The 21,694-nt window shown below is 63.6% G+C and carries 19 protein-coding genes and 1 tRNA gene; 9 read left to right on the top strand and 11 right to left on the bottom strand.

Features of this window, described 5'->3' with window-relative positions; translation table 11 throughout:
* The first annotated feature begins 95 nt into the window (after window positions 1-95).
* From G5S42_RS25070 to G5S42_RS25085, 4 genes are all read left to right on the top strand, one after another.
* Window positions 96-560 (top strand): RidA family protein, encoded by a 465-nt coding sequence (locus G5S42_RS25070; RefSeq protein WP_013088824.1) that lies wholly within the window; start codon window positions 96-98, stop codon window positions 558-560.
* 196 nt (window positions 561-756) lie between these two features.
* Window positions 757-1,656, top strand: coding sequence for a PhzF family protein (locus tag G5S42_RS25075; RefSeq protein ID WP_176109221.1), 900 nt, complete (start codon window positions 757-759; stop codon window positions 1,654-1,656).
* A 418-nt stretch (window positions 1,657-2,074) separates the two neighbouring features.
* On the top strand, window positions 2,075-4,438 hold the full coding sequence (locus G5S42_RS25080; protein WP_176109222.1) for a bifunctional diguanylate cyclase/phosphodiesterase: 2,364 nt from the start codon (window positions 2,075-2,077) through the stop codon (window positions 4,436-4,438).
* A gap of 37 nt (window positions 4,439-4,475) precedes the next feature.
* Window positions 4,476-5,684 carry a chromate transporter gene (locus G5S42_RS25085; protein WP_176109223.1) on the top strand — a complete coding sequence of 403 codons (1,209 nt, stop codon included), beginning with the start codon at window positions 4,476-4,478 and terminating at the stop codon, window positions 5,682-5,684.
* A 48-nt stretch (window positions 5,685-5,732) separates the two neighbouring features.
* On the opposite strand, the gene G5S42_RS25090 is transcribed toward G5S42_RS25085, so the two are convergent.
* The 5 genes from G5S42_RS25090 to G5S42_RS25110 all read right to left on the bottom strand — a co-directional run bounded on the left by G5S42_RS25090 (window position 5,733) and on the right by G5S42_RS25110 (window position 13,848).
* On the bottom strand, window positions 5,733-6,191 hold the full coding sequence (locus G5S42_RS25090; RefSeq protein WP_013088820.1) for a CopD family protein: 459 nt from the start codon (window positions 6,189-6,191) through the stop codon (window positions 5,733-5,735).
* A 289-nt stretch (window positions 6,192-6,480) separates the two neighbouring features.
* Entirely contained in the window at window positions 6,481-8,802 is a 2,322-nt protein-coding gene (gene parC / locus G5S42_RS25095; RefSeq protein ID WP_176109224.1) for a DNA topoisomerase IV subunit A, read from the bottom strand.
* A gap of 60 nt (window positions 8,803-8,862) precedes the next feature.
* On the bottom strand, window positions 8,863-10,848 hold the full coding sequence (locus tag G5S42_RS25100; protein WP_018431606.1) for a DNA topoisomerase IV subunit B: 1,986 nt from the start codon (window positions 10,846-10,848) through the stop codon (window positions 8,863-8,865).
* Between the two features lie 492 nt (window positions 10,849-11,340).
* Window positions 11,341-13,275 carry an ATP-binding cassette domain-containing protein gene (locus G5S42_RS25105; RefSeq protein ID WP_176110627.1) on the bottom strand — a complete coding sequence of 645 codons (1,935 nt, stop codon included), beginning with the start codon at window positions 13,273-13,275 and terminating at the stop codon, window positions 11,341-11,343.
* Between the two features lie 171 nt (window positions 13,276-13,446).
* Window positions 13,447-13,848 (bottom strand): DUF4399 domain-containing protein, encoded by a 402-nt coding sequence (locus G5S42_RS25110; protein WP_176109225.1) that lies wholly within the window; start codon window positions 13,846-13,848, stop codon window positions 13,447-13,449.
* A 309-nt stretch (window positions 13,849-14,157) separates the two neighbouring features.
* On the opposite strand from G5S42_RS25110, the gene G5S42_RS25115 reads away from it, so the two are divergent.
* Together G5S42_RS25115 and G5S42_RS25120 are read left to right on the top strand one after the other, a co-directional pair.
* Entirely contained in the window at window positions 14,158-14,349 is a 192-nt protein-coding gene (locus tag G5S42_RS25115) for a rubredoxin (RefSeq protein ID WP_013088815.1), read from the top strand.
* A 233-nt stretch (window positions 14,350-14,582) separates the two neighbouring features.
* Window positions 14,583-14,657, top strand: a tRNA-Arg gene (locus G5S42_RS25120).
* Window positions 14,658-14,863: 206 nt separating this feature from the next.
* On the opposite strand, the gene G5S42_RS25125 is transcribed toward G5S42_RS25120, so the two are convergent.
* Together G5S42_RS25125 and G5S42_RS25130 are read right to left on the bottom strand one after the other, a co-directional pair.
* Window positions 14,864-15,256: a hypothetical protein gene (locus tag G5S42_RS25125; RefSeq protein ID WP_246392072.1), complete on the bottom strand. Its 393-nt coding sequence runs from the start codon at window positions 15,254-15,256 to the stop codon at window positions 14,864-14,866.
* Between the two features lie 6 nt (window positions 15,257-15,262).
* On the bottom strand, window positions 15,263-16,051 hold the full coding sequence (locus G5S42_RS25130; protein ID WP_176109226.1) for a hypothetical protein: 789 nt from the start codon (window positions 16,049-16,051) through the stop codon (window positions 15,263-15,265).
* A gap of 210 nt (window positions 16,052-16,261) precedes the next feature.
* Here G5S42_RS25130 and G5S42_RS25135 point away from each other — a divergent pair, with 210 nt between their 5' ends.
* The gene (locus G5S42_RS25135; protein ID WP_176109227.1) at window positions 16,262-17,200 is read left to right on the top strand and encodes a class I SAM-dependent methyltransferase; all 939 of its coding nucleotides are present in this window, start codon (window positions 16,262-16,264) and stop codon (window positions 17,198-17,200) included.
* A 24-nt stretch (window positions 17,201-17,224) separates the two neighbouring features.
* On the opposite strand, the gene G5S42_RS25140 is transcribed toward G5S42_RS25135, so the two are convergent.
* From G5S42_RS25140 to G5S42_RS25155, 4 genes are all read right to left on the bottom strand, one after another.
* The gene (locus tag G5S42_RS25140) at window positions 17,225-18,064 is read right to left on the bottom strand and encodes a hypothetical protein (RefSeq protein WP_176109228.1); all 840 of its coding nucleotides are present in this window, start codon (window positions 18,062-18,064) and stop codon (window positions 17,225-17,227) included.
* 149 nt (window positions 18,065-18,213) lie between these two features.
* The gene (locus G5S42_RS25145; protein WP_176109229.1) at window positions 18,214-18,921 is read right to left on the bottom strand and encodes a glutathione binding-like protein; all 708 of its coding nucleotides are present in this window, start codon (window positions 18,919-18,921) and stop codon (window positions 18,214-18,216) included.
* 129 nt (window positions 18,922-19,050) lie between these two features.
* Window positions 19,051-19,272 carry a hypothetical protein gene (locus G5S42_RS25150; protein WP_176109230.1) on the bottom strand — a complete coding sequence of 74 codons (222 nt, stop codon included), beginning with the start codon at window positions 19,270-19,272 and terminating at the stop codon, window positions 19,051-19,053.
* Between the two features lie 229 nt (window positions 19,273-19,501).
* Complete coding sequence (locus G5S42_RS25155; RefSeq protein ID WP_176109231.1) at window positions 19,502-19,693, bottom strand: CsbD family protein; 192 nt, start codon at window positions 19,691-19,693, stop codon at window positions 19,502-19,504.
* Window positions 19,694-19,891: 198 nt separating this feature from the next.
* Between G5S42_RS25155 and G5S42_RS25160 the strand changes: the two genes are divergently transcribed.
* Window positions 19,892-20,218: a hypothetical protein gene (locus G5S42_RS25160; RefSeq protein ID WP_176109232.1), complete on the top strand. Its 327-nt coding sequence runs from the start codon at window positions 19,892-19,894 to the stop codon at window positions 20,216-20,218.
* Between the two features lie 162 nt (window positions 20,219-20,380).
* Window positions 20,381-21,685: a DNA (cytosine-5-)-methyltransferase gene (gene dcm / locus G5S42_RS25165; RefSeq protein ID WP_176109233.1), complete on the top strand. Its 1,305-nt coding sequence runs from the start codon at window positions 20,381-20,383 to the stop codon at window positions 21,683-21,685.
* Window positions 21,686-21,694 lie beyond the last annotated feature (9 nt).

Here is a 21,694-nt window from a genome sequence, read left to right on the forward strand (position 1 = left end):
AGCCGCACTGCCACCGGGGCGAAGTTTGCACGCGCGTTGCGTGCGGACTTCGCCCCGCCTGCATTCATGCAATCTCACCGTAACGAGGACACGACATGGCTCAATCGAATGTGTACGACAAGCTCAAGGAACTCGGCATCGAACTGCCGGCAGCGGGTGCGCCGGCAGCGGCCTATGTGATGAGCGCGCAAAGCGGCAACACGGTGTACCTGTCGGGTCACATCGCGAAGAAGGACGGCAAGGTCTGGGTCGGCAAGCTCGGCGCGACGCTCGGCACCGACGAAGGCAAGGCCGCCGCGCGCTCGATCGCAATCGATCTGCTCGCCACCTTGCATGCGCACGTCGGCGACCTGAACCGCGTCACGCGCATCGTCAAGCTGATGAGCCTCGTGAACTCGACGCTCGAGTTCACCGAGCAGCATGTGGTCACCAACGGCGCGTCCGAGCTGATCGCCGACGTGTTCGGCGAGCGCGGCAAACACGCGCGCTCGGCATTCGGCGTCGCGCAGATTCCGCTCGGCGCGTGCGTCGAGATCGAACTGATCGCCGAGGTCGAATAAGCATCGAAGCGATATGACGATGCAGGCGATGCCGCGTGAGATTCGCAAATAATTCACGCGGCATCGCGAGGCGAACGCGCTGTCTGGTGTCACGCACCGGCGGCGCGTTTTTGTTTTATGGCGACGGTGGATCGTCGCCGCGCAGCCGGATAGAATCCGCGAATTCCCTCAACGTCCATTGCGCCGGGGCCTGTCGATGTCCGCTCACACCGTTCGTTTCAAACAGGTCGACGTGTTCACGTCGACACCGTTCAAGGGCAATCCGCTTGCCGTCGTGTTCGATGCCGACGCGCTCGATACCGCGCAGATGCAGGCCATCGCCTGCTGGACCAATCTGTCCGAAACCACCTTTCTGCTGAAGCCGACCGATGCCGCCGCCGACTATCGCGTGCGCATCTTCACGCCCGGCGGCGAGTTGCCGTTCGCCGGTCATCCGACGCTTGGCACCGCGCATGCTTTACGCGAAAGCGGCTACCAGCCGAAGCAGGCTGGCAAGCTGATCCAGCAATGCGGCGTGGGTCTCGTCGAACTCGAAGCGCTCGATGGCGCCGACGCTACGCACGGCGCATGGGCGTTCGCCGCGCCACCCGCGCGCGTGACGCCGCTCGCCGAGCATCGTTACGAGGCGCTGTCTACGGCTTTACGTAGTCAGGCGATCGACTTTACCGCGCCGCCATGCGCGGTGGATAACGGCGCGCCGTGGCTCGTCGTGCGGGTCGATTCGGCCCGCGACTGCCTCGCGCTCGAACCCGATGCGGCGGCGCTAGCCGAGCTCGTGCATTCGGTCGACACGCACGGCGTCGCCGTATACGGTCCGCACGACGCTGACGGCCCGGCAACGTTCGAAGTCCGTTGCCTGATGGCGGGCGGCGGCTTCGGCACCGGCGAAGACCCGGTGACGGGCAGCGCCAACGCCGCGCTCGCGGGTCTGCTGAGTCTGCAGCAACGTCGTCCCGGCACGCGCTACACGGCGCGCCAGGGCACCGCGCTCGGGCGCGCGGGCGACGTGTCGGTCCACTATGACGATGCACGCGGCAAGATCTGGATCGGCGGGCCTGCGGTAACGATCATCGACGGCACGTGCCGGCTCGCGTAAGCGGACCGCGGCCTCGCGCGCGAGGCACCGCGACACGCCGCATCTCGCCGCTTCACACCACAAAAAGCCGCATCACTATGACGTCGCCATACCTGGTTGTCCGAATTCATCGCGACTGGACGGCAAAACCCTTGCCAGAAACCGGCCATGCAGGGCTCATGAGCGGCCGGACCGAGGTGCTCGCCGCGCCCGCGTATACCCCATGCGCGGACCCTTCCTTAATCGAGTCGCATTCAGTAATATCGAACGGTATATAGCGGTCGAATCCGATGACCTGTGGACGGTCAGGCGCGGCGCCACGCCCTCTCCTCCTGCGCAGCAGCTTTGGCACCTTGGTCACCATGCAGCCATCCATTTATTTCGCGCAGTCGATGCCCGTGCGTTTGCAAGCGACCCACCCCCAGCCAAGGGCCGCGCGATGACTCAGTCCCGCTTCTCCGACCCGCGCGAAGCCAGGCCGCGACGCGATCCGATGATCACGCGCCGGCGCGCGTTGCTCGTTATTCCAGCACTCGGCGTACTCGTATTGATCCTGCTGTGGACCGTGATCTTCGCGCGGCTATCGGTCGAGAAAGACGCGACGTACCGCGAAGCGATGGCGTCTTCCGCCATTCTTTCCTCGGCGCTCGAGCAGCACACCATTAAGGCGATTCACCAGGTCGATCAGATCACGCGCTTCGTCAAGTACGAGTTCGAAAAGACGCCGAATCATTTCGATCTCGCGAGCACGGTCGAAAAAGGCGTCGTGCAAAGCGAAACGCTCGTGCAGGTGTCGCTGATCGACGAGCACGGCAGACTGATCGCCAACACGGCCGAACTGAATCCCGCTCACATCGACCTGTCCGACCGCGAGCACTTCAAGGTCCACGAGCACGAGAACGACGACCAGCTATACATCAGCAAACCAGTGCTCGGCCGCATCTCGGGTCACTGGACGCTGCAGATGACGCGGCGCCTGAATCATCCTGACGGCTCGTTCGCGGGCGTCGTCGTGGTCTCCGAAGACCCGAGCTACTTCACGTCGGACTTCTACAACAACGCGGCGATCGGCCGCGAAGGCGTGATCGCGGTGATCTCCGACAACGGCACCGTGCTCGCGCGCCGCACCGGCAACGCCAACAAAGCCAGCAGCACGTTCACCGCGAGCGGCACGTATCCGACTTCGGAGCACGTGTCGGGCACCTACGTCGATTCGATCGACAACGTCACGCGTATCGTGTCGTACCGGCACATCGACGGCTATCCGCTCGGCGTGCTCGTCGGTCTTTCGCAGGGCGAAGAATTCGCCGACTACAACCACACGCGCAACGTCTATCTGTTGATGGCAGGCTTCATCTCGCTCGCGATGCTCAGCTTCTTCGGCGTAGCGACCGGCCTGATCGGCAAGCTGCTCGGCCGCGAGCGCGAGATGACGCATCTCGTCGAATACGACCTGTTGACGGGCCTGCGCAATCGCTACGCGACGCTGCAGGCGCTGCGCCACGACGTCGCGCAGCCGTTCAATCTCGGCCGCCTCGCGATTCTTTTCATCGACCTCGACAACTTCAAGACCGTCAACGACACGCTCGGTCACAACGCCGGCGACATCGTGCTGCAGATGACGGCCTCGCGCCTCGCGACCGCGGTCGGCGACGAAGGCACGCTCTCCCGCATCGGCGGCGACGAGTTCGTCGTCGTGATCAAGGGCGACGATGTCGAGAAGCGCGCGGTCGCGCTCGCCGAAGCCGCCGCGGAAGCGTTCTCGAAGCCGTTCGAGGTGCGCGGCAGTTCGTTCGTGCTGCATGCGAGCATCGGCATCGCGCTGTACTCGGTCGCCAACGAAAGCGAGATCGACCTGCTGAAGAAAGCCGACCTCGCGATGTACAGCGCGAAGGACGCCGGCAAGAACTGCTACCAGTTCTATTCGCCGCATCTGTCGCATCGCGCGGATCATTTGATGAAGTGGGAACAGCAGCTGCGCGTCGCGCTGGCCGAAGGGCAACTGTTCCTCGCCTATCAGCCGAAGATCGATCTGGCGCGTCGCTGCATCACCGGCTTCGAAGCGCTCGTGCGTTGGAACCACCCGCAGCACGGGCTGATCCCGGCCAACGAGTTCATCCCCGTGGCCGAGTCCACTGGGCTGATCGTGCCGATCGGCGACTTCGTGATCGAGACCGCATGCCGTCAGCTCGCGCAGTGGCAGCAGCAGGGCTACGACACGCTGTCGCTCGCTGTGAACATTTCGGCGGTGCAGTTCTGGCGTGGCGACCTGTTCGAAACAATTTCGCGCGCGATCGAGGAAACCGGCATCTCCGCGCGCCGCCTCGAACTCGAAATCACCGAAACGACGATGATGGAATTTCCGGAAGTCGTTTCCGAAAAAATCTTCGCGCTGAAGCGTCTCGGCGTACGCATCGCGCTCGACGATTTCGGCACCGGCTATTCATCGCTGTCCTATCTGAACCGCTTCGCCGTCGATACGCTGAAGGTGGACCGCTCGTTCGTCCAGGCGATTCCGGGCGACCGCAGCGTCTGCGTGATGGTCACCGCGATCGTCAACCTCGCGCGCTCGCTCGGACTCACGGTGGTCGTCGAAGGCACGGAGACCGAAGAGCAGATTGCGTGGCTGGCCGCGCTCGGCCATATCGAGGCGCAGGGCTTCCTGTTCTCGCGTCCGGTGCCGGCAGAGGCGATTCCGGCGCTGCTCGAGCGCTTCGGGGTATGCGGCATGAACAACACCAGCGGCCGCCGCGTCGCGCACCTGGCCGACAGCGCAAGCAGCGTATCCAGCACCAGCAATTAAAGGACGGGCGCCCGCACCGCGGGCCCCCGCAGCGCCGATGCCGACCATCACGAGTGAGGAGGCTGCCCGCCGCGGGCGACGGGAACCGCTATGGACGCTGTTCCGGGTCGTGTGCGGCTTGTCGGCGCTGTCGTGGGGCGGCCTCGCGTTGATGGCGCAGCTCGAGCATCACTACGTGGAACGCGAGGGGCGACTCTCGCGCGTGGCGTTCTCGGATCTGATCGCGCTCGCGTGGATGGTGCCGGGACCCGTCGGCTGCAACGTCGCCGTGCAGCTCGGACACGCGCTGCGCGGACGCGCGGGCGCATGGGTCGCCGGTGTGGCGAGCGTGCTGCCCTTCTTCACACTGATGACGCTGTTCGCGATCTTCTATCGCACGCCCGTCGTGCATACGATCGCGTCGCAGACGCTGCTACATCACTTCAGCGTCGTGCTTGCGACATTGATCGCGCTCACCTGGTACAAGCAGACGCGTGCGCTGGTGCGCGGCAAGCTCGAATGGACGGCGGCGCTGCTCGGCAGCATCGCGCTGCTCTATGCGCATAGCGCCGCGGCGTATGTGGTGATGCTGGGAGCAGCATTCGGCATCGGCTGGTTCGCGAGCCCGGAGCACGACTCGCGGCTGGCCGTGTCGCTTCGGCGCGGCGACTATCGGCTGCTGGCCGCGCTCGGCGTCCTGCTCGTGCTGTTTGCGCTGCCGCTGCCGCATCGCTATGACCTCGCGCTGCTGTGGCCGCGTCTCGCCGGCGCCGGCATGACGCTGTTCGGCGGCGGCTTCTCGGCGTTGCCGGTGCTGAAGACGCTGTTCGTCACGCCGGCGATCGGCGTATCCGATAACGACTTCACGCTCGCGTTTACGCTGTCGCCGTTGTCTCCGGGACCCTTGCTGAACGTGGTGCCGTTCTTCGGCTATCTCGTCGATGGCTGGCTCGGCGCGCTGATCGCGACGCTCGCGCTATTCGTGCCGTCTGGCTGCCTCGTCGTGCTCGCGCAGCGGCATCTGCATCTGTTGAAGGTGAACCCGCGCTTCGAGCACGGCATGAGGATTCTGCGCGCGGTCACGACCGCGTTTCTCGCGGTCGCGGTACTGCGCATTGCCGCGCATGTACCGCTGGAACCGATCTATCTGTTGACCGCGACGTTCTCCGCAATGTGCTTCGCGAAGCTGAAGGTGCCGGTGTACGCCGTGTATGGAATGGTGGCGGTGGCGTGCGGTTTGTGGCTCGCGTACGGCGTCACGACGTGACGCGTCGCGGTCCGCACGAAGCCTGTCGCGCCGTTGGCGATAGGCGGATCAGAATCCGCGCGACAGCACCGCGACGCCGATCGTCACGACGCCCAGCACGAGATTGATCAGCACGAGACGGCGGACCGTACCGACCGCCCGCGCGCCATCGGGCCACTTCTGCGCCTGCACCGCGCGGCGAATGCGCGGATACACGGCGAAGCGGATATGCCCGAAGATCAGCATCATCACGATGCCGAGGCCGGCCATCGCATGCAATGGCCAGGTGGCATGACCGCCACCGAACTGCATCAGCAGGAAGCCGCCGCTGATCAGGATCACGAGCACCGACACCCCGACCCAGTTGAAGAAGCGGCCGAACACCGACTCCCACAGCGGCAGGCGCAGTTGCGGCGACAGATCGCCGAGCGCCGGGCGCAGGCAGAAATGCGCGAACACCATACCGCCAACCCACACCGCCACCCCGAGCAGATGCAGAAAAAGCGCGACTTCGATAGCCTTGTTCATGTAGTTTTCCTCTCCCGACGACGCCACACCGTTTTGGACACTTAATCCCGCTCAGCAGCAACTGAGCGCGTTCGACCATACGTGATACAGGCAGTTCCGGGTATCGACGTCGATTGCAGCGTATTTTGTGGTTGTAATCGCGGCACCTTCATCGGGCCGCGCCGCCGCCGCACCCCGTTTGCTTCCACACCCTTTGCGCGACGGACTTGTTGTGACCGGACCGCGAGCGCCCCGCATGCTAGCAGGCGCCCGTGGCTTTCCAGCGTCAAACTTGGTTAAATCGACTCTACTAAGCCGGCAGCACCGGACGCATGCCGTCGAGCTTCAGCTTGCTGTCAGGCGCGCGACCCTTGCGCGCGCGTTTGCCGACATGCGCCGCAAGCTCGGCACCCGCCAGCTTCTCCTCGTCGACGCGGCCGCCGCGGCGTGTGCCGATCAGCATCACACCCGCCTTGTCGATTGCGAGCGCCTGCACGAGCGTCTCCTTGTCGTCGAGCGCCATGAGCGTGACGCCACGGCCGCCGCCCGACAGCGTCTTCATCTCGTCGAGGCCGAACACGAGCAGACGCCCGCCCGACGACAGACACGCGACCTGCACCGCACCCGGCAGCATCGGCATCGGCGCGAGCGGCGCGGCGCCGGCGTCGATCGTCATGAACGACTTGCCTGCCTTCACGCGGCTCACCATGTCGCCGACCTTCGCGATAAAGCCGAAGCCGTTGCTCGACGCGAGCAGCAGCGCCTGGTCCGCCGACGCCGCGTAGTAGTGCATCAGATGGCTGCCCGATTCGAGTTCGATCAACGACGTGACCGGCACGCCGTCACCACGCCCGCCCGGCAGTTGCGCCACCGCGACCGAATAAACGCGCCCGTTGCTGCCCCACGCGATCAGCATGTCGGGCGTGCGGCACTGGAACGCCGCGTAGAGGCCGTCGCCAGCCTTGAAGCTGAAGCCCGCGACGTCGAGCCCGTGGCCCTTCAACGCGCGCACCCAGCCCTTCTGCGACACCACCACCGTGACCGGTTCGTCGACCACGCGCGCTTCGAACGTAGCGCGCTTTTCCTGCTGGATCAGCGTACGGCGCTCGTCGCCGTACTGCTTCGCGTCGGCTTCGATTTCCTTGATCAGCTGGCGCTTCATCGCCGGTTCGCTGCCGAGCAGTTCCTCGAGCTTGGCCTTCTCGTCGCGCAGCTCGGCCAGCTCCTTCTCGATCTTGATCTTCTCGAGACGGGCCAACTGACGCAGCCGGATTTCGAGGATGTCTTCGGCCTGGCGGTCCGTGAGTCCGAACGCGGCCATCAGCGCGACCTTCGGCTCATCCGATTCGCGAATGATGCGGATCACTTCGTCGATATTCAGGAAGACGATCATCCGGCCTTCGAGAATATGGATGCGGTCGTCGACCTTCGACAGACGATGCCGCGTGCGGCGCGTGACCGTCGCGAAACGGAACGCGATCCACTCGTGCAGGATTTCGCTCAAGCCCTTCTGACGCGGCCGGCCGTCGCCACCCACCATCACCATGTTCAGCGGCGCGTTCGATTCGAGGCTCGTATGCGCGAGCAGCGTGTTGACGAACTCGGTCTGATCGATGCGGCTCGACTTCGGCTCGAACACGAGACGCACCGGCGCGTCCTTGCCCGATTCGTCGCGCACCGCGTCGACGAGCGCGAGCAGCGTCTGTTTGGTCTGCAACTGCTCGGGCGTCAGCGCCTTTTTGCCGAGCTTGATCTTCGGGTTGGTCTGTTCTTCGATTTCCTCGAGCACCTTCTGCGCGGCCGTGTTCGGCGGCAGTTCGGTGATCACGAGCTGCCACTGGCCGCGTGCGAGGTCTTCGATCTTCCAGCGCGCGCGCACCTTCAGGCTGCCGCGGCCGGTTTCGTACGCGGCGGCGATTTCCGCCTCGCTCGAAATGATCTGGCCGCCGCCCGGGAAGTCCGGACCCGGTACATGCTGCATCAGCTCCGCGTGCGAAAGCTTCGGATGGCGGATCAGCGCGACCGCGGCGCTTGCGACTTCGCGCAGGTTGTGCGACGGAATTTCCGTCGCGAGACCGACCGCGATGCCCGATGCGCCATTGAGCAGCACGAACGGCAGACGCGCCGGCAGCACCTTCGGCTCGTCGAACGAGCCGTCGTAGTTCGGCATGAAGTCGACCGTGCCCTGGTCGATCTCACTGAGCAGCAGCTTCGCGATCGGCGTCAGACGCGCTTCCGTGTATCGCATCGCCGCCGCGCCATCGCCATCGCGCGAGCCGAAGTTGCCCTGGCCGTCGATCAGCGGATAGCGCATCGAGAAGTCCTGCGCGAGACGCACGAGTGCGTCGTACGCGGACTGGTCGCCGTGCGGGTGATACTTACCGAGCACGTCGCCGACCACGCGCGCCGATTTGACCGGCTTCGCGTTGTCGCCGAGGCCCATCTCGTTCATCGCGAACAGGATGCGGCGCTGCACCGGCTTCTGGCCGTCGCAAACGTCCGGCAGCGCGCGGCCCTTGACCACGCTGACCGCATACTCGAGGTACGCGCGCTCCGCGTAGTTGCCGAGCGTCAGCACGTCGCCGTCCGACGGCGGCTCGTTGAAAAGGTCGAGAGTGTTATCGTCGTCCATCTAGATTCCGTGTCCGTGTTTGGCTTGAAGTGTCGTATGCCGCATCGAGGCGCAAGGCGCTCAGATGTCCGCTTCCACTTCGTTGCCCTTCTCTTCGAGCCAGCTGCGGCGCGACGCCGCTTCGCCCTTGCCCATCAGCATCGTCATGCGCGCGACGGTCGCGTCGTAGTCGAGTTCACCGAGCGCAACCGGTTGCAGGCGGCGCGTGTCGGGATTCATCGTCGTGTCCCACAGCTGCTCGGCACTCATTTCGCCGAGCCCCTTGAAGCGGCTGATCGACCACTGGTTGTCACGCACACCGTCCTTGCGCAGCTTGTCGAGAATCGCCTCGAGTTCGCCTTCGTCGAGCGCATAGAGCTTCTGCGCGGGCTTCTTGCCGCGCGCGGGTGCATCGACGCGAAACAGCGGCGGCCGCGCGACGCACACATGGCCGCGCTCGATCAGCTGCGGGAAATGCTTGAAGAACAGCGTGAGCAGCAGCACCTGGATGTGCGAGCCGTCGACGTCGGCATCCGACAGAATGCAGATCTTGCCGTAGCGCAGATTCGACAGATCGACCTTGTCGTCCGGATTATGCGGATCGACGCCGATCGCCACCGAAATGTCGTGCACCTCGTTGTTCGCGAACAGGCGATCGCGCTCGGTTTCCCACGTATTCAGCACCTTGCCGCGCAGCGGCAGAATGGCCTGATACTCCTTGTCGCGGCCCATCTTCGCGGAGCCGCCCGCCGAGTCACCCTCGACGAGGAACAGCTCGTTGCGTCCGATTTCCGTCGATTCGCAATCGGTCAGCTTGCCGGGCAGCACCGCGACCCCCGAGCTCTTGCGCTTCTCGACCTTCTGGCCCGCGCGCGTGCGCGCCTGGGCCTGCTTGATCACGAGGTCCGCGAGTTTCTTGCCGTGCTCGACGTGCTGGTTCAACCACAGCTCGAGCGCCGGCCGCGCGAACGACGACACCAGCTTGACCGCGTCGCGGCTATTCAGGCGCTCCTTGATCTGCCCTTGAAACTGCGGATCGAGCACCTTCGCCGACAGCACGAACGACACCCGCGCGAACACGTCTTCGGCGAGCAGCTTCACCCCCTTCGGTTGCAGGTTGTGCAGCTCGACGAAGCTCTTGACCGCCTGATAGAGACCGTCGCGCAAACCCGACTCATGCGTGCCGCCCGCGGGTGTCGGGATCAGGTTCACGTACGACTCGCGCGTGAGCGGCCCTTCCTCGCTCCACGCGACGACCCACGCCGCGCCCTCGCCCTCGGCGAACGTCTCTTCGCTCGAACGCGAGCTTTCCGCGTAGCGCTCGCCCTCGAACAGCGGGATCAGCAGATCGCTGCCGTTCATGCCTTCGAGCAGATACCCGCGCAGGCCGTCTTCGTATTTCCAGCTTTGCTGCTCGCCGGTCTTTTCGTTGACGAGCGTGACTTCGACGCCCGGCAGCAGCACCGCCTTCGAGCGCAACAGACGCTGCAACTCGCCGAGCGGCAGGTTCGGCGAATCGAAGTACTTCGGATCGGCCCACGCGGTCACGCGCGTGCCGGATTTCTTGTCGGCCTTGGTGGCGGCGCGCACCTGGAGCGGCTTCGCGACGTCGCCGTGCGCGAAGCTCAGTTCGGCCACCTTGCCGTCGCGCCACACGGTGACGTCGAGCCGCGTGGACAGCGCGTTCGTGACCGACACGCCGACGCCGTGCAAACCGCCCGAGAACGTATAAGCGCCGCCGGCGGCCTTGTCGAATTTGCCGCCCGCATGCAGGCGCGTGAAAACGATTTCGACGACCGGTACGCCCTCGTCGGGGTGCAGGCCGAACGGAATGCCGCGGCCGTCGTCGTCGACCGAGACCGAATGGTCCGCGTGCAGCGTGACCGTGATTTGCCGGCCGTAGCCGCCGAGGGCTTCGTCCGATGCGTTGTCGATGACTTCCTGGATGATGTGCAGCGGATTCTCGGTGCGGGTGTACATGCCGGGTCGTTGCTTGACCGGCTCAAGACCCTTCAACACCTTGATCGACGCTTCGCTATACGCGGCGTTTGGCTTTTTCGTAGACATGATTGACTCGGTGCGTCGGTTCATCGTTGTCCACAGGTCCTGTGGACAGGGCCGTGGACAATGCGTTGAGTTTTCAAAAAAAGCGAAACGAAACAACAGGGTTAGGCGGGGTGCCCGCAGTGCGGGCAAGCTGTTTTGTTGCGCGGCCTCCGCTGGCGCGCTCGAAGGCCGGGCAACGACGCTCAGCCCGCCGGGGAAGCCTGTTCGCGGGGTATTGTACTGATTTCGATCACGGCGGCAATTGACGTCGCGCTGAATTGGCCGACTGGATAAGGCGCGGCGGGCGCTGGGGGACACGCGCCGGAGGATGGACGTCTCGCGGGACGACGGCGCAATGGCTAGCCGCGGGTATCGGCGGACTGCACGGGCGTGCGCCCGCATAACCTTCAATGCATGCGCGGCGGCGTTCGCTGTTGTTTTCGTGCCGCCCGCGCAGGCTGCATCAGCTCATGCGTGAGGAAGCGCGCCATGCGGCGCGCGAACCACGTTGCGTCACTTGACGCGGTTTTCCAGCTCGTCCCAACGCTCGAGCGCGAGCATCAGCTCTTCGTCGATCTCGGCATAGCGCTCGGTCAGACGCGCGCCTTCGCGTGCATCCTTCGCGAACACCGAGCCGTCTTCGAGCTGCGCGCCGATCGCCTTCTGTTCGGCTTCGAGGTCGGCAATCATTTTCGGCAGCGCCTCCAGTTCGCGCTGTTCCTTGAACGACAACTTCGCGCTGCGCTGCGCATTGCGGCCCGTGGCGCTTTCCTTCGGCGCCGCTTCTTTCGGGGCTTCCTTGCCCGATTCCTTCTGTGCTTCTAGCGCGAGTTGCTCCGAGCGATCGCGCTGCGTCTGCCAGTCCGTGAAGCCGCCGACGTATTCGCGCCACTTGCCGCCGCCTTCCGATGCGATCACCGACGTCACCACGTTATCGAGAAACGCGCGGTCGTGGCTGACGAGCAGCACCGTGCCGTCGTAATCGATCAACAGTTCTTCGAGCAGTTCGAGCGTCGGAATGTCGAGGTCGTTGGTCGGTTCGTCGAGCACCAGCACGTTGGCCGGACGCGCGAACAAACGCGCAAGCAACAGCCGGTTGCGCTCGCCGCCCGACAGCGACTTGACCGGCGAACGCGCGCGCTCCGGCGCGAACAGGAAGTCGCCGAGGTAGCTCATCACGTGCTTCTTCTGGCCGTTGATTTCGACCCACTCGCTGCCGGGGCTGATCGTGTCCGCGAGACTCTTTTCCAGATCGAGCGCCGCGCGCATCTGATCGAAATAGGCGACCTGCAGATTGGTGCCGACGCGCACATTGCCTTCATCCGGCGCGAGTTCGCCGAGGATCAGCTTCAGCAGCGTGGTCTTGCCCGCGCCGTTCGGCCCGACGAAGCCGATCTTGTCGCCGCGCATTACCGTGGCCGTGAAGCGGTCCACCACCGTGCGCTCGCCGTAGCGCTTCGTCACGTCCGTCAGTTCCGCGACGATCTTGCCGGACTTCTCGCCCTGACCGACGTCGAGCTTCACGTTGCCTTGCACGTTGCGGCGTTCGGCGCGCTCGTTGCGCATCTGCACGAGACGCGCGATGCGGCCGACGCTGCGCGTGCGGCGTGCCTCGACGCCCTTGCGAATCCACACTTCTTCCTGCGCGAGCAGCTTGTCGAACTTCTCGTTTTCGATACGCTCGACTTCGAGCTGCTGCGCCTTGCGCGTCTGATATGCGGAGAAATTGCCCGGATACGACAGCAGCCGCCCGCGATCGAGTTCGACGATGCGTGTCGCGACGCGGTCGAGAAACGCGCGATCGTGCGTGATGAACAGCAGCCCCGCCCGCAGCGACACCAGCAGATCTTCGAGCCAGCGAATGCCGTCGAAGTCGAGATGGTTGGTCGGCTCGTCGAGCAGCAGCACGTCGGGCTGCACGACGAGCGCGCGCGCGAGCGCCGCGCGCTTCTGCATGCCGCCCGACAGGGAGCCGACGCGCGCCTCGCCGTTCAGGCCGATCTGCTGCAGCGTGGTCGCGACGCGGGTGCTCCAGTTCCAGGCGTCCGCGGCGTCCAGCGACGATTGCAGCGTGTTCATGCGCGCGAGCAGCGCGTCGTGTTCGGCGCCTTCGGGCGTGTCGGCGAGCTGGTGCGCGACCGCGTCGTATTCGTCGAGCAGCGCACGCGCCTCGGTGAGACCGGCGGCGACCGCGTCGAACACGGTGTCGTCGGCGTCGAACTCGGGCTCCTGCGGCACGTAGACCGTGCTTAGATGCTGTTGACGCGAGACGAGGCCGTCGTCGGGTTTGGCCAGATCGGCGACGATCTTCAACAGCGACGACTTGCCCGCGCCGTTGCGCCCGATCAGCCCGACGCGCTCGCCCGCTTCGAGCGAGAAATCCGCATGGTCGAGCAGCGCGACGTGACCGAACGCGAGCTGGGCTCCGGTAATGGTGTAAAGCGACATGGGAATGGGAGAAGACAGCGATGAGTCGGAACTGCTCATTGTACCGGGCGCGGGGCCGGTCGCAGGGATGACGGGCGGGAGATGCGTGCAAGGCGGCGTGCAAGGCGGCGTGCAACGCAATCGGTGCGGGCCGGCGACACGCGTGCGCCGGTCCGGCCTTCGAACAACGGCTTACTTGACGTGCACCGTGATCGTCTTGCTCATCTGCGGCCCATAGGAGCGATGCGCGCCGTCGCCGAATTGCAGCGTCAGCGTATGGTCGCCCGGCGGCAGCGTCAGATCTGTTTCGGTCTGGCCTTTGCCGAAGTGCAGCGACTTGTCGGTCGCGGCGATGACCTCGCCCTTCGGCAGCGGCTTGCCGTCGACCAGCAGATGATGATGCCCGGTGCCCTCCGTCATCGTGCCCGCGGGGGCGATCTTCATGCCGTCGAGGCCGAACACGACGTGGACCGGATTGGTGACGGTCGCGCCGTCCGCCGGTTGCACGAAGGTCACGCCCTCCGCCTGCGCCACGCCCGACACGCCGAGCAGTCCTGCCGCCACGATGCCGACCAACCGTCTGTTTTTAAACATCGGTTTCTCCTTTAGAAGCGAAACTCGTCCACGCGATACCGCCAGCGGCCCGGTCTGAGACCAATAGTCGCAATCCATGCCAGGCGGGCGCCACGTCTGTCGAATCAGATAGCTTGCAGAGCCAGGCGTACACGCTTTGTGTGACGAGGCTGGTCGCCGCGAGCCCGGGCACGTCGTGGATGCGTTGCGACGGCGCCGCACCGGTCGTCTGCGGCTGGATTGACCGATTCCGGTAATATTGCGGGTCGCCGCGCCGCCCCATAAAGGGGCAGAGCAAGCCGGCCATTGCATTGAACGAGAGAGAGTGTCGTGAGCGAAGTAATCGAAGTGACGGAATACAAGAGCTGGGTCTGCCTGATTTGCGGCTGGATCTACAACGAGGAAGACGGCCTGCCCGAAGAAGGCATCGCGCCGGGCACGCGCTTCGCCGACATCCCTGAAGACTGGCGCTGCCCGCTGTGCGACGTGGGCAAGGCGGAGTTCGCGGTAGTCGAGTTTTAAAGTTGGAATGACGTCGGGCGATGGGCGCGGTTGCGTGCGCTTCGCCGGATGGTCAGGTGGTTTGCACGGCCCCGCAGGCGATGTCTGCGTGGCCGTTTGTTTTTCCGGGGTTTTTGGGGCGCGCGGGCGGTTGCTGGCTTGCTCTCCTTTTGCCCGCGCAGGTTTGATATACTCTGCGCTCGCCGGTCAGTCTGGACTCACCGAGTCCTCGCCGATCTGTCCGGCCCGGTCCTCTCCCTGTAGTTCAATGGATAGAACAAGTGCCTCCTAAGCGCTAGATACAGGTTCGATTCCTGTCAGGGGGACCAGATAGCTTCCCGGCGTTGCCCGTAAAAGTATTACAACATGGGCCCCATCTGCACTGACGAGTCGCCGCGAATGTGATTCTCCATCGTCTCGCTCGGTTCTTCTGGTAGTTCGTCCTCGTTGCCGTCGCCGGACAGCTGTTCAGGAAGCTCGTCCGGGCGTACCGCCCGCATCGCTTTAGCCGGGCGGTCCCGCTTCCGTTTAGCGATCACGGGAGCCGAGGACCACGTATTCCGTCGTCGGTCTCATGGACCCGAAGCGAGTCACACTCAATCGCGAGTTCGGCACCGAGAGTGGAATAAACGAAGACCAGCAGTGCGGCCTTCTTGTCGGTAAGTCGCTCGCCGGCTTCCAGTACGGCACTAGCCCGCGCGTGCTTAGCGTCGTCCGGAGCTACGATGTGAATGCCGTAGACGATATTCAGCAAGCCAAGATGTTCAACTGAAACACAAGTCACGCCGTTGAACGTGACCACCGCGCGCCTATTGGCGAGGTACAGACCAAGCGTCAGCGTCCGGGGCTCGGTATTCGGGCCAATGACCACGCTGTCCAGAAACCAGTCGTGGAAATAGCCCCAAGCCTTCAATATTTCCTCTGTCATATCGATTTACCACGGGAGCAAGGAGACCGGCGCGCCCTCGTCGCGGATGTAGCCGTCCCAATTGTGCGCGTGTGGATTTGGATTGCCGTGGTGCGCTTCAAGGTCAAAGTCCGTCAGCGGCGTGCCATTCGGCCCGAACTGACGCAACTGTGGCATCGTCCCCGGCATGCTGGAAATCCATGTCCCCGGCGCGCCTTTGAACGGCATCCCGGCAACTTCATCTGCTGCGCCGCCCGGCATCTCGGACTGGTAGTCGAACGCCTGCGCATCGCCAAGCGGCGTTGATACCGGCGTAGCGATGGTTCCATCCGGCAGCACGTCACCGGGGCGAGCGAACCAGATGGCGAGATCATCGTCAGCGGCCAGTCGCGGAAGTACGGGCCGTTGGAATGCATTCCTGGCACGCACAACGGGTAGCGCGCGCCGAAACAGCTGCGACGGCGTGACGGTCTCGTAATACGGCCGTATCTCCTGATCGATCGACGCTCCTCTTCTGCTCGAGGCACGTGACTTAGACGCGACTGCAATCACATCGCCGCGCTCCACGGCGGCTTGCAGGACTCGCACGAGTTGTTCTGGAGCAGCGCCGCTGGCGGCTGCGCCGAGGCGCGCGTCGCGCATGAATTGGAGAAGCCGACTTAGCTGGCGGCTGTCGCGTGCGAATTCCGACGATGCGGCCGAGGTAATGAGCTGCCGGCCAGTGCGCGCCTCGTCGCTCAAGGGGTTGCCGCGATATTCCCGCCGCGTGTAGAGCGTGCAGCGCCGATGTGCTCCGACTTTGAAGTCAATCACCATCTATCTATAACTCCGTCAACGCGCATCGCGCCTTCCAATTGATCTGAAGCGGGTATACGTAGCACAAAGCGGGAGACCGGGCGACAGCACCGACACAATCGATAACATTCATTCGCGCGCCGTTCGACAACATCGCCAAACCAGCACTGCCCGAAAACCTCAGATCGCTATAATCTGCGAGCCGACTTCGAAACGTTTCCGAGGACCGACATGGATCAAGCGCTTGAATGCGTCACTGCGTTGAATTTTTGCGAGCAGGCCTATCTCGCAGCAAATCCGGACGTCGCTGAGGCGGTCAGGCTCGGCGCATTACGATCGGGAAGATCGCATTTCGAAGTATTCGGAGTCTCCGAAAGTCATCGCAGGCAAGATGCACGGGTGGCCGCTCAATCCAGGCAGGCACGCAGAAAAAGAATCGAGTCGGTCCTTCGCACCGATATGCCCTATAGCGACGACGGGAAGTTTTTCGATTTCTTGTCGCCCGAGCTGCGCTCCCAGTTCGACATCTACGACTCGGAACTGGCTGGAAGCAATCTGTACGATCAGGATGCGCTGAATATGATCGAGCGCCATCCGTCGGGGATCATTCTGGATTGTGGGGCAGGCAGCCGCCCCGCGATCTACGAAAACGTGATCAATTTTGACATCACCAACTATCCTTCCACCGATGTGCGAGGTGTCGGCGAAGTTCTGCCATTCAAAGATGCATCGTTCGATGGCCTTCTGTCGTTGAATGTGCTCGAACATGTGAAGGATCCATTCACCGCCGCCAAAGAAATTCTTCGCGTGTTGAAGCCGGGAGGCGACCTTGTGGTAGTGGTTCCGCTCACCCAACCCACTCACGGCTACCCGCATCACTACTACAACATGACTGCCGAGGGGATTCTCAATCTCTTCGGCTCCGGGATCAAAGCCGAACGCGTATACGTGCCGGAATCGACAACGGCCATCTGGTCGATTTACTGGATCATGAGCGAGTGGGCGGAAGGTCTCGACGAAGATGCCCTGAAAGAATTCAAGGCGCTCACGGTCGAAGAAATTCTGCAGGGCCCGCCGACGCTGCTGGATCGATCGTTCGTGAAACAGCTAAGCGCAAAAAAGAATCTCGACATTGCGAGTTCGACGACGGTGATCGCGAAACGCGTCTGAGGCGACGCCAGTCCAACGGCTCCGTTATTTTTGCATCGGCCGACGGAGACTTTGCTCGTATATCGAAGGATCGACGACGTTCATTTGATCCTGTGGGCGTTCACCGAATACTCGCTCGAAGTCCTCGGCGCCCAGAATCTCGGCAGCGTCGTGGAGAAAAGAGGAATAGGCCTGATTGAGCTCCGAGGCCGACGGAGCATCGCTGCCCTGCGGGGCGTATTGCAAACGCTCGACTCGCACCATAAATGCGCGGCGATGATTCATCAACGACTTGATCTTCGCTTGCGCGTCGGGACCCTTCAAGGTCGCCTGAAGATGCTCCTGAAAATCGTCGACATCGGATTCCTGATGTGCTGGCTTCATGGCGTTACTCCCGCTTGGTGTCGAGCACTGAATCTTTTTGCTCGTCCATGCAGCATGCTGCTTGCCGTACGTTCCGAAGACCGCGTTGCTCAACCAGTAGCCCCTGGACGTGCGAACCGTAGCCGGAGCCGCTCCAGCGCCGCCGGTCGCCCAAAGAATCTGATTCGACAGCTGATGGCATACACCATCGCGACCATAGCTGAAGATCGTTCCACAGGCGGCCGGATCGATGTTCGGGTCCACATCGGGCTTACATAAGCAACTAGCATAAAGCAGATTTGCCGCGCCGGAAGCCAGAAAACCATCCGCACTGACGGGCGTCCCACCTCGGGCGTGGAAGCCGCCCCAGCTGTACCAATAGTGCTCGCCAGCGAGCAGGACGTCCGCCAGCGCCGGGTATATCTTCACGCGGCTGTCGTAAGTCGTGACCCAGGTGTGATCGACCACGGAACCCTGGAAATACGCCGGAACGGACCATGCGAACAATGTAACGGCGCTCATTGCTTCACCTTTTGTCCGATCGCATCACGGCGCTGCCGCGCGAAGGTCGCCCGAAAAGCCGGTAAGAACTTTACTCACCTAAAAAGGTTATACGCGGTCAGCGGCAATATTTTCAAGGACACGAAAAACCGTCGAGGCCACTCAGGCGATCAGGCCGGCCGCTGCGGAATATTCAGGCCGCGCGCCACCGCCGGACGCTCGACGAACGCAGCCAGCACGCGCCGCACGTTCGGGAAGTCCTGAATGCCGACCAGCTCTCCGGCCTCATAAAAGCCGACCAGATTGCGCACCCACGGGAAGATCGCGATATCGGCGATCGAATACCGATCGCCCATCACCCAGGCACGTCCTTCGAGGCGCTGCTCCAGCACGCCGAGCAGCCGCTTCGATTCGGCGATGTAGCGATCGCGCGGACGCTTATCCTCGTACTCCTTGCCGGCGAATTTGTGGAAGAAGCCGACCTGGCCGAACATCGGACCGATGCCGCCCATCTGGAACATCACCCACTGGATCGTCTCGTAGCGCCCGGCGGCGTCCTTTGGGATCAGCTGGCCGCTTTTGTCGGCCAGATAGATCAGGATCGCGCCCGATTCGAACAGCGGCAGCGGTTTGCCGTCGGGGCCGTGCGGATCGAGGATCGCGGGAATCTTGTTGTTCGGGTTCAGCGACAGAAACGCCGGCGTCATCTGATCGTTGGTATCGAAGCGCACCAGATGCGGCTCGTAAGGCAAGCCGGTTTCCTCGAGCATGATCGAGATTTTTACGCCATTGGGCGTCGGCAGCGAATAGAGCTGAATCCGGTCCGGATGCTCGGCCGGCCATTTTTTCGTGATCGCGAAAGCGGATAAATCGGTCATGGGTTCGGGTCGCCATAGGGACAGAAATTGCAGGACCGCCCAATATAAACCGACTCGCCAGAACGCGTGCGGAGGCCGCTCGAAGACCTTACAAACGCCGTGGCAACAGCGCCGTTCGCAATCGGCGGATCACCACAAGTCCTTCGTCGCCGTGCCCGCGCGCAGGTTGAAGCCCTCTCGCCACAGCGTCGCTCCGACCGTCAGCAGCAGCGTCTTCTCGGTGCCGTCGAGCAGTTCCCACGCGCCCGCAAGCCACGTCGCGAAGCTCGCACAGGTCGCTTCGAGATCGGGCGGCGCCTTGCCTTCCAGGTACTGCCGTTCGAACATCGAAAGTATCTTTTCGGGTGTCATTGGCGCGACCTCCACGTGGGATTTGCGCCAAGTCTAAAGGGCTGGCGGCGCGTGCGGAATGCCGATCATCGCGATCACGGGTTACTCCCAGGCCGGCTGGCGCGCCAGCGTCAGCCGCGACCCAGACAGTGAAACCGGACTGGCGCGCCCCGCTCTGCGCTGCACAAAAAACAAAGGCGCCGCGACCGTCGCGACGCCTCGCCGTTACGGCAACCTACACCGAACGGGTTTAGTGATGACCGCGCTTTGCATCGTCCTTGGCGTCTTCCTTCGCATCGCCATAGGCCTTCTGCACCTTGCCGGCGCCCTGCTGCATGTCGCCCTTGAGTTCCTTCGCGGGGTCCTTCGTGGCCTTGCCGACGGCCTCGTTGACCTTGCCCTTGACCTGCTCGCCAACGCCCTTCACTTGATCCTTGTTCATGTTCGGCTCCCATATGCGTAGTCGACAGAGATGCCGGCGCGGTATTCCGCCGGTATGTGGGATTCAGCAAGGGCTGTTCCCGGGGCCGTTCCGCGCGCGGCGCCATCGACGAACGCCGATGCGCGATCGGCAAACTTTTTATCAAATATGGCCTAAAGTCTCGCCGCGCACGGCCGTAAATCCGTTCAGGGAGGAGTCATGGACCATACGGACACTACGGTTTCGGGATCATCGCAAGCCGCATTAATCGACCACGACATCGCGCACATCGCGCGCGTGATGCACGTATCGCTGCGCGGCGATTTCGGCGGTCCGATCCTGCCAGCCACCTATTGGCGCAAACGGCTGACCGCGCTGGTCGACAGCGGCCAGCTTTCTCCCGCCCAATTGGACAAAGTCGACAGCCTGCTGCTGCAACTCGATCGGCTCGCCTCGACGCCGCTGCCCGAATGGGAACGCTTCGCGCCCGCGCCGACCTCGCGATTCGAACCGGCTGAGCGGGCGAAGAAAGCGAAGTCGGCCTGAACTCGCCAAGCCGCACGCCGCCTCACCGCTTCCGCACCCGCCGCGGACAAACGCAGCGGCGCGACATATCGCGAAAAAATCCTGATCAATCGGCGCTAAAAATAGGGAAAGGGGACGACCTTAGGTCATAATGTCCGCAAAAATTCCCAGCCAGGACGCCACGTGACCCTCGTCGCCCCGTTCGACCTGCTCAAGCAGGCGCGCGCCCGTTTCACCCAACGCGAAATCGCAGCCCATGTCGGCAAGGACATCAAGACGGTGCGTCGCTGGGAAAAAGGTGAAACGCCTTGTCCCGCGATGCTCGAACCCGCGTTGCGCGATCTGCTGCGGCAACGCGCGCGTGAGGCGCAACAGGCGGGCGACGCGGCGCGTTTTAGCTTCATCGATCTGTTCGCGGGCATCGGCGGCATTCGCATGGGCTTCGAGGCGCACGGCGGCGAATGCGTGTTCACCAGCGAGTGGAACGAATTCTCGACGCGGACTTATCGCGAGAACTATGGTCAGAACTACGGCGGCAACGCCGCGAGCGGCGGCGCGCACGCGCTGATCGGCGACATCGTCACATTTCCCGCCGAGGACGTGCCGAGCCACGACGTGCTTCTCGGCGGCTTTCCGTGCCAGCCGTTTTCTATCGCCGGCGTCAGCAAGAAAAACGCGCTGGGGCGGCCGCACGGTTTCGAATGCACGACCCAGGGCACGCTGTTTTTCGACGTCGCGCGGATCATCGCCGCGAAGCGCCCCGCCGCGTTCCTGCTCGAAAACGTGAAAAACCTGCTGTCGCACGACAAGGGCCGCACCTTCGACGTGATCCTGCAAACGCTGCGCGACGAGCTCGGCTACGAGGTGCACTACCGCGTGATCGATGGCCAGCATTTCACGCCGCAGCATCGCGAGCGCATCATCATCGTCGGCTTTCGCGGCAAGACCGCGTTCACGTGGGACGACCTGCGGCTGCCCGACGAGGGTCCGCGGCTCGGCGCGATCCTGCATCGCACGGACGGTACCGAACCCGTGCTGCCGTGGGACCACGACCGTTTCTTCGATCACGCCGCGCGCCGTGTGCAGCCGAAGTACACGCTCACCCCGAAGCTGTGGGCGTATCTGCAGAACTACGCGGCCAAGCATCGCGCGGCGGGCAACGGCTTCGGTTTCGGCATGGCCTATCCGGACAGCGTGACGCGCACCCTGTCCGCGCGCTATCACAAGGACGGCTCCGAAATACTCGTCTATCAAGGCGAGGCGCTGCGCCCGCGTCGTCTGACGCCACGCGAATGCGCGCGGCTGATGGGCTTTCCCGACACCTTCAGGATTCCGGTCAGCGATACGCAGGCCTACCGGCAGTTCGGCAACAGCGTCGTGATGCCGGTGATGCGCGAAGTGGCGCGTATCATGCTGCCGCATGTGCAAACCCTGCTCGCCCACCCGACCCGCGATGCGTCGAAACACTCCCTGCCGCTCTACGCGTGAGCGGCCGCG

This window comes from Paraburkholderia youngii (assembly GCF_013366925.1).
GTDB classification, from domain to species: Bacteria; Pseudomonadota; Gammaproteobacteria; order Burkholderiales; family Burkholderiaceae; genus Paraburkholderia; species Paraburkholderia youngii.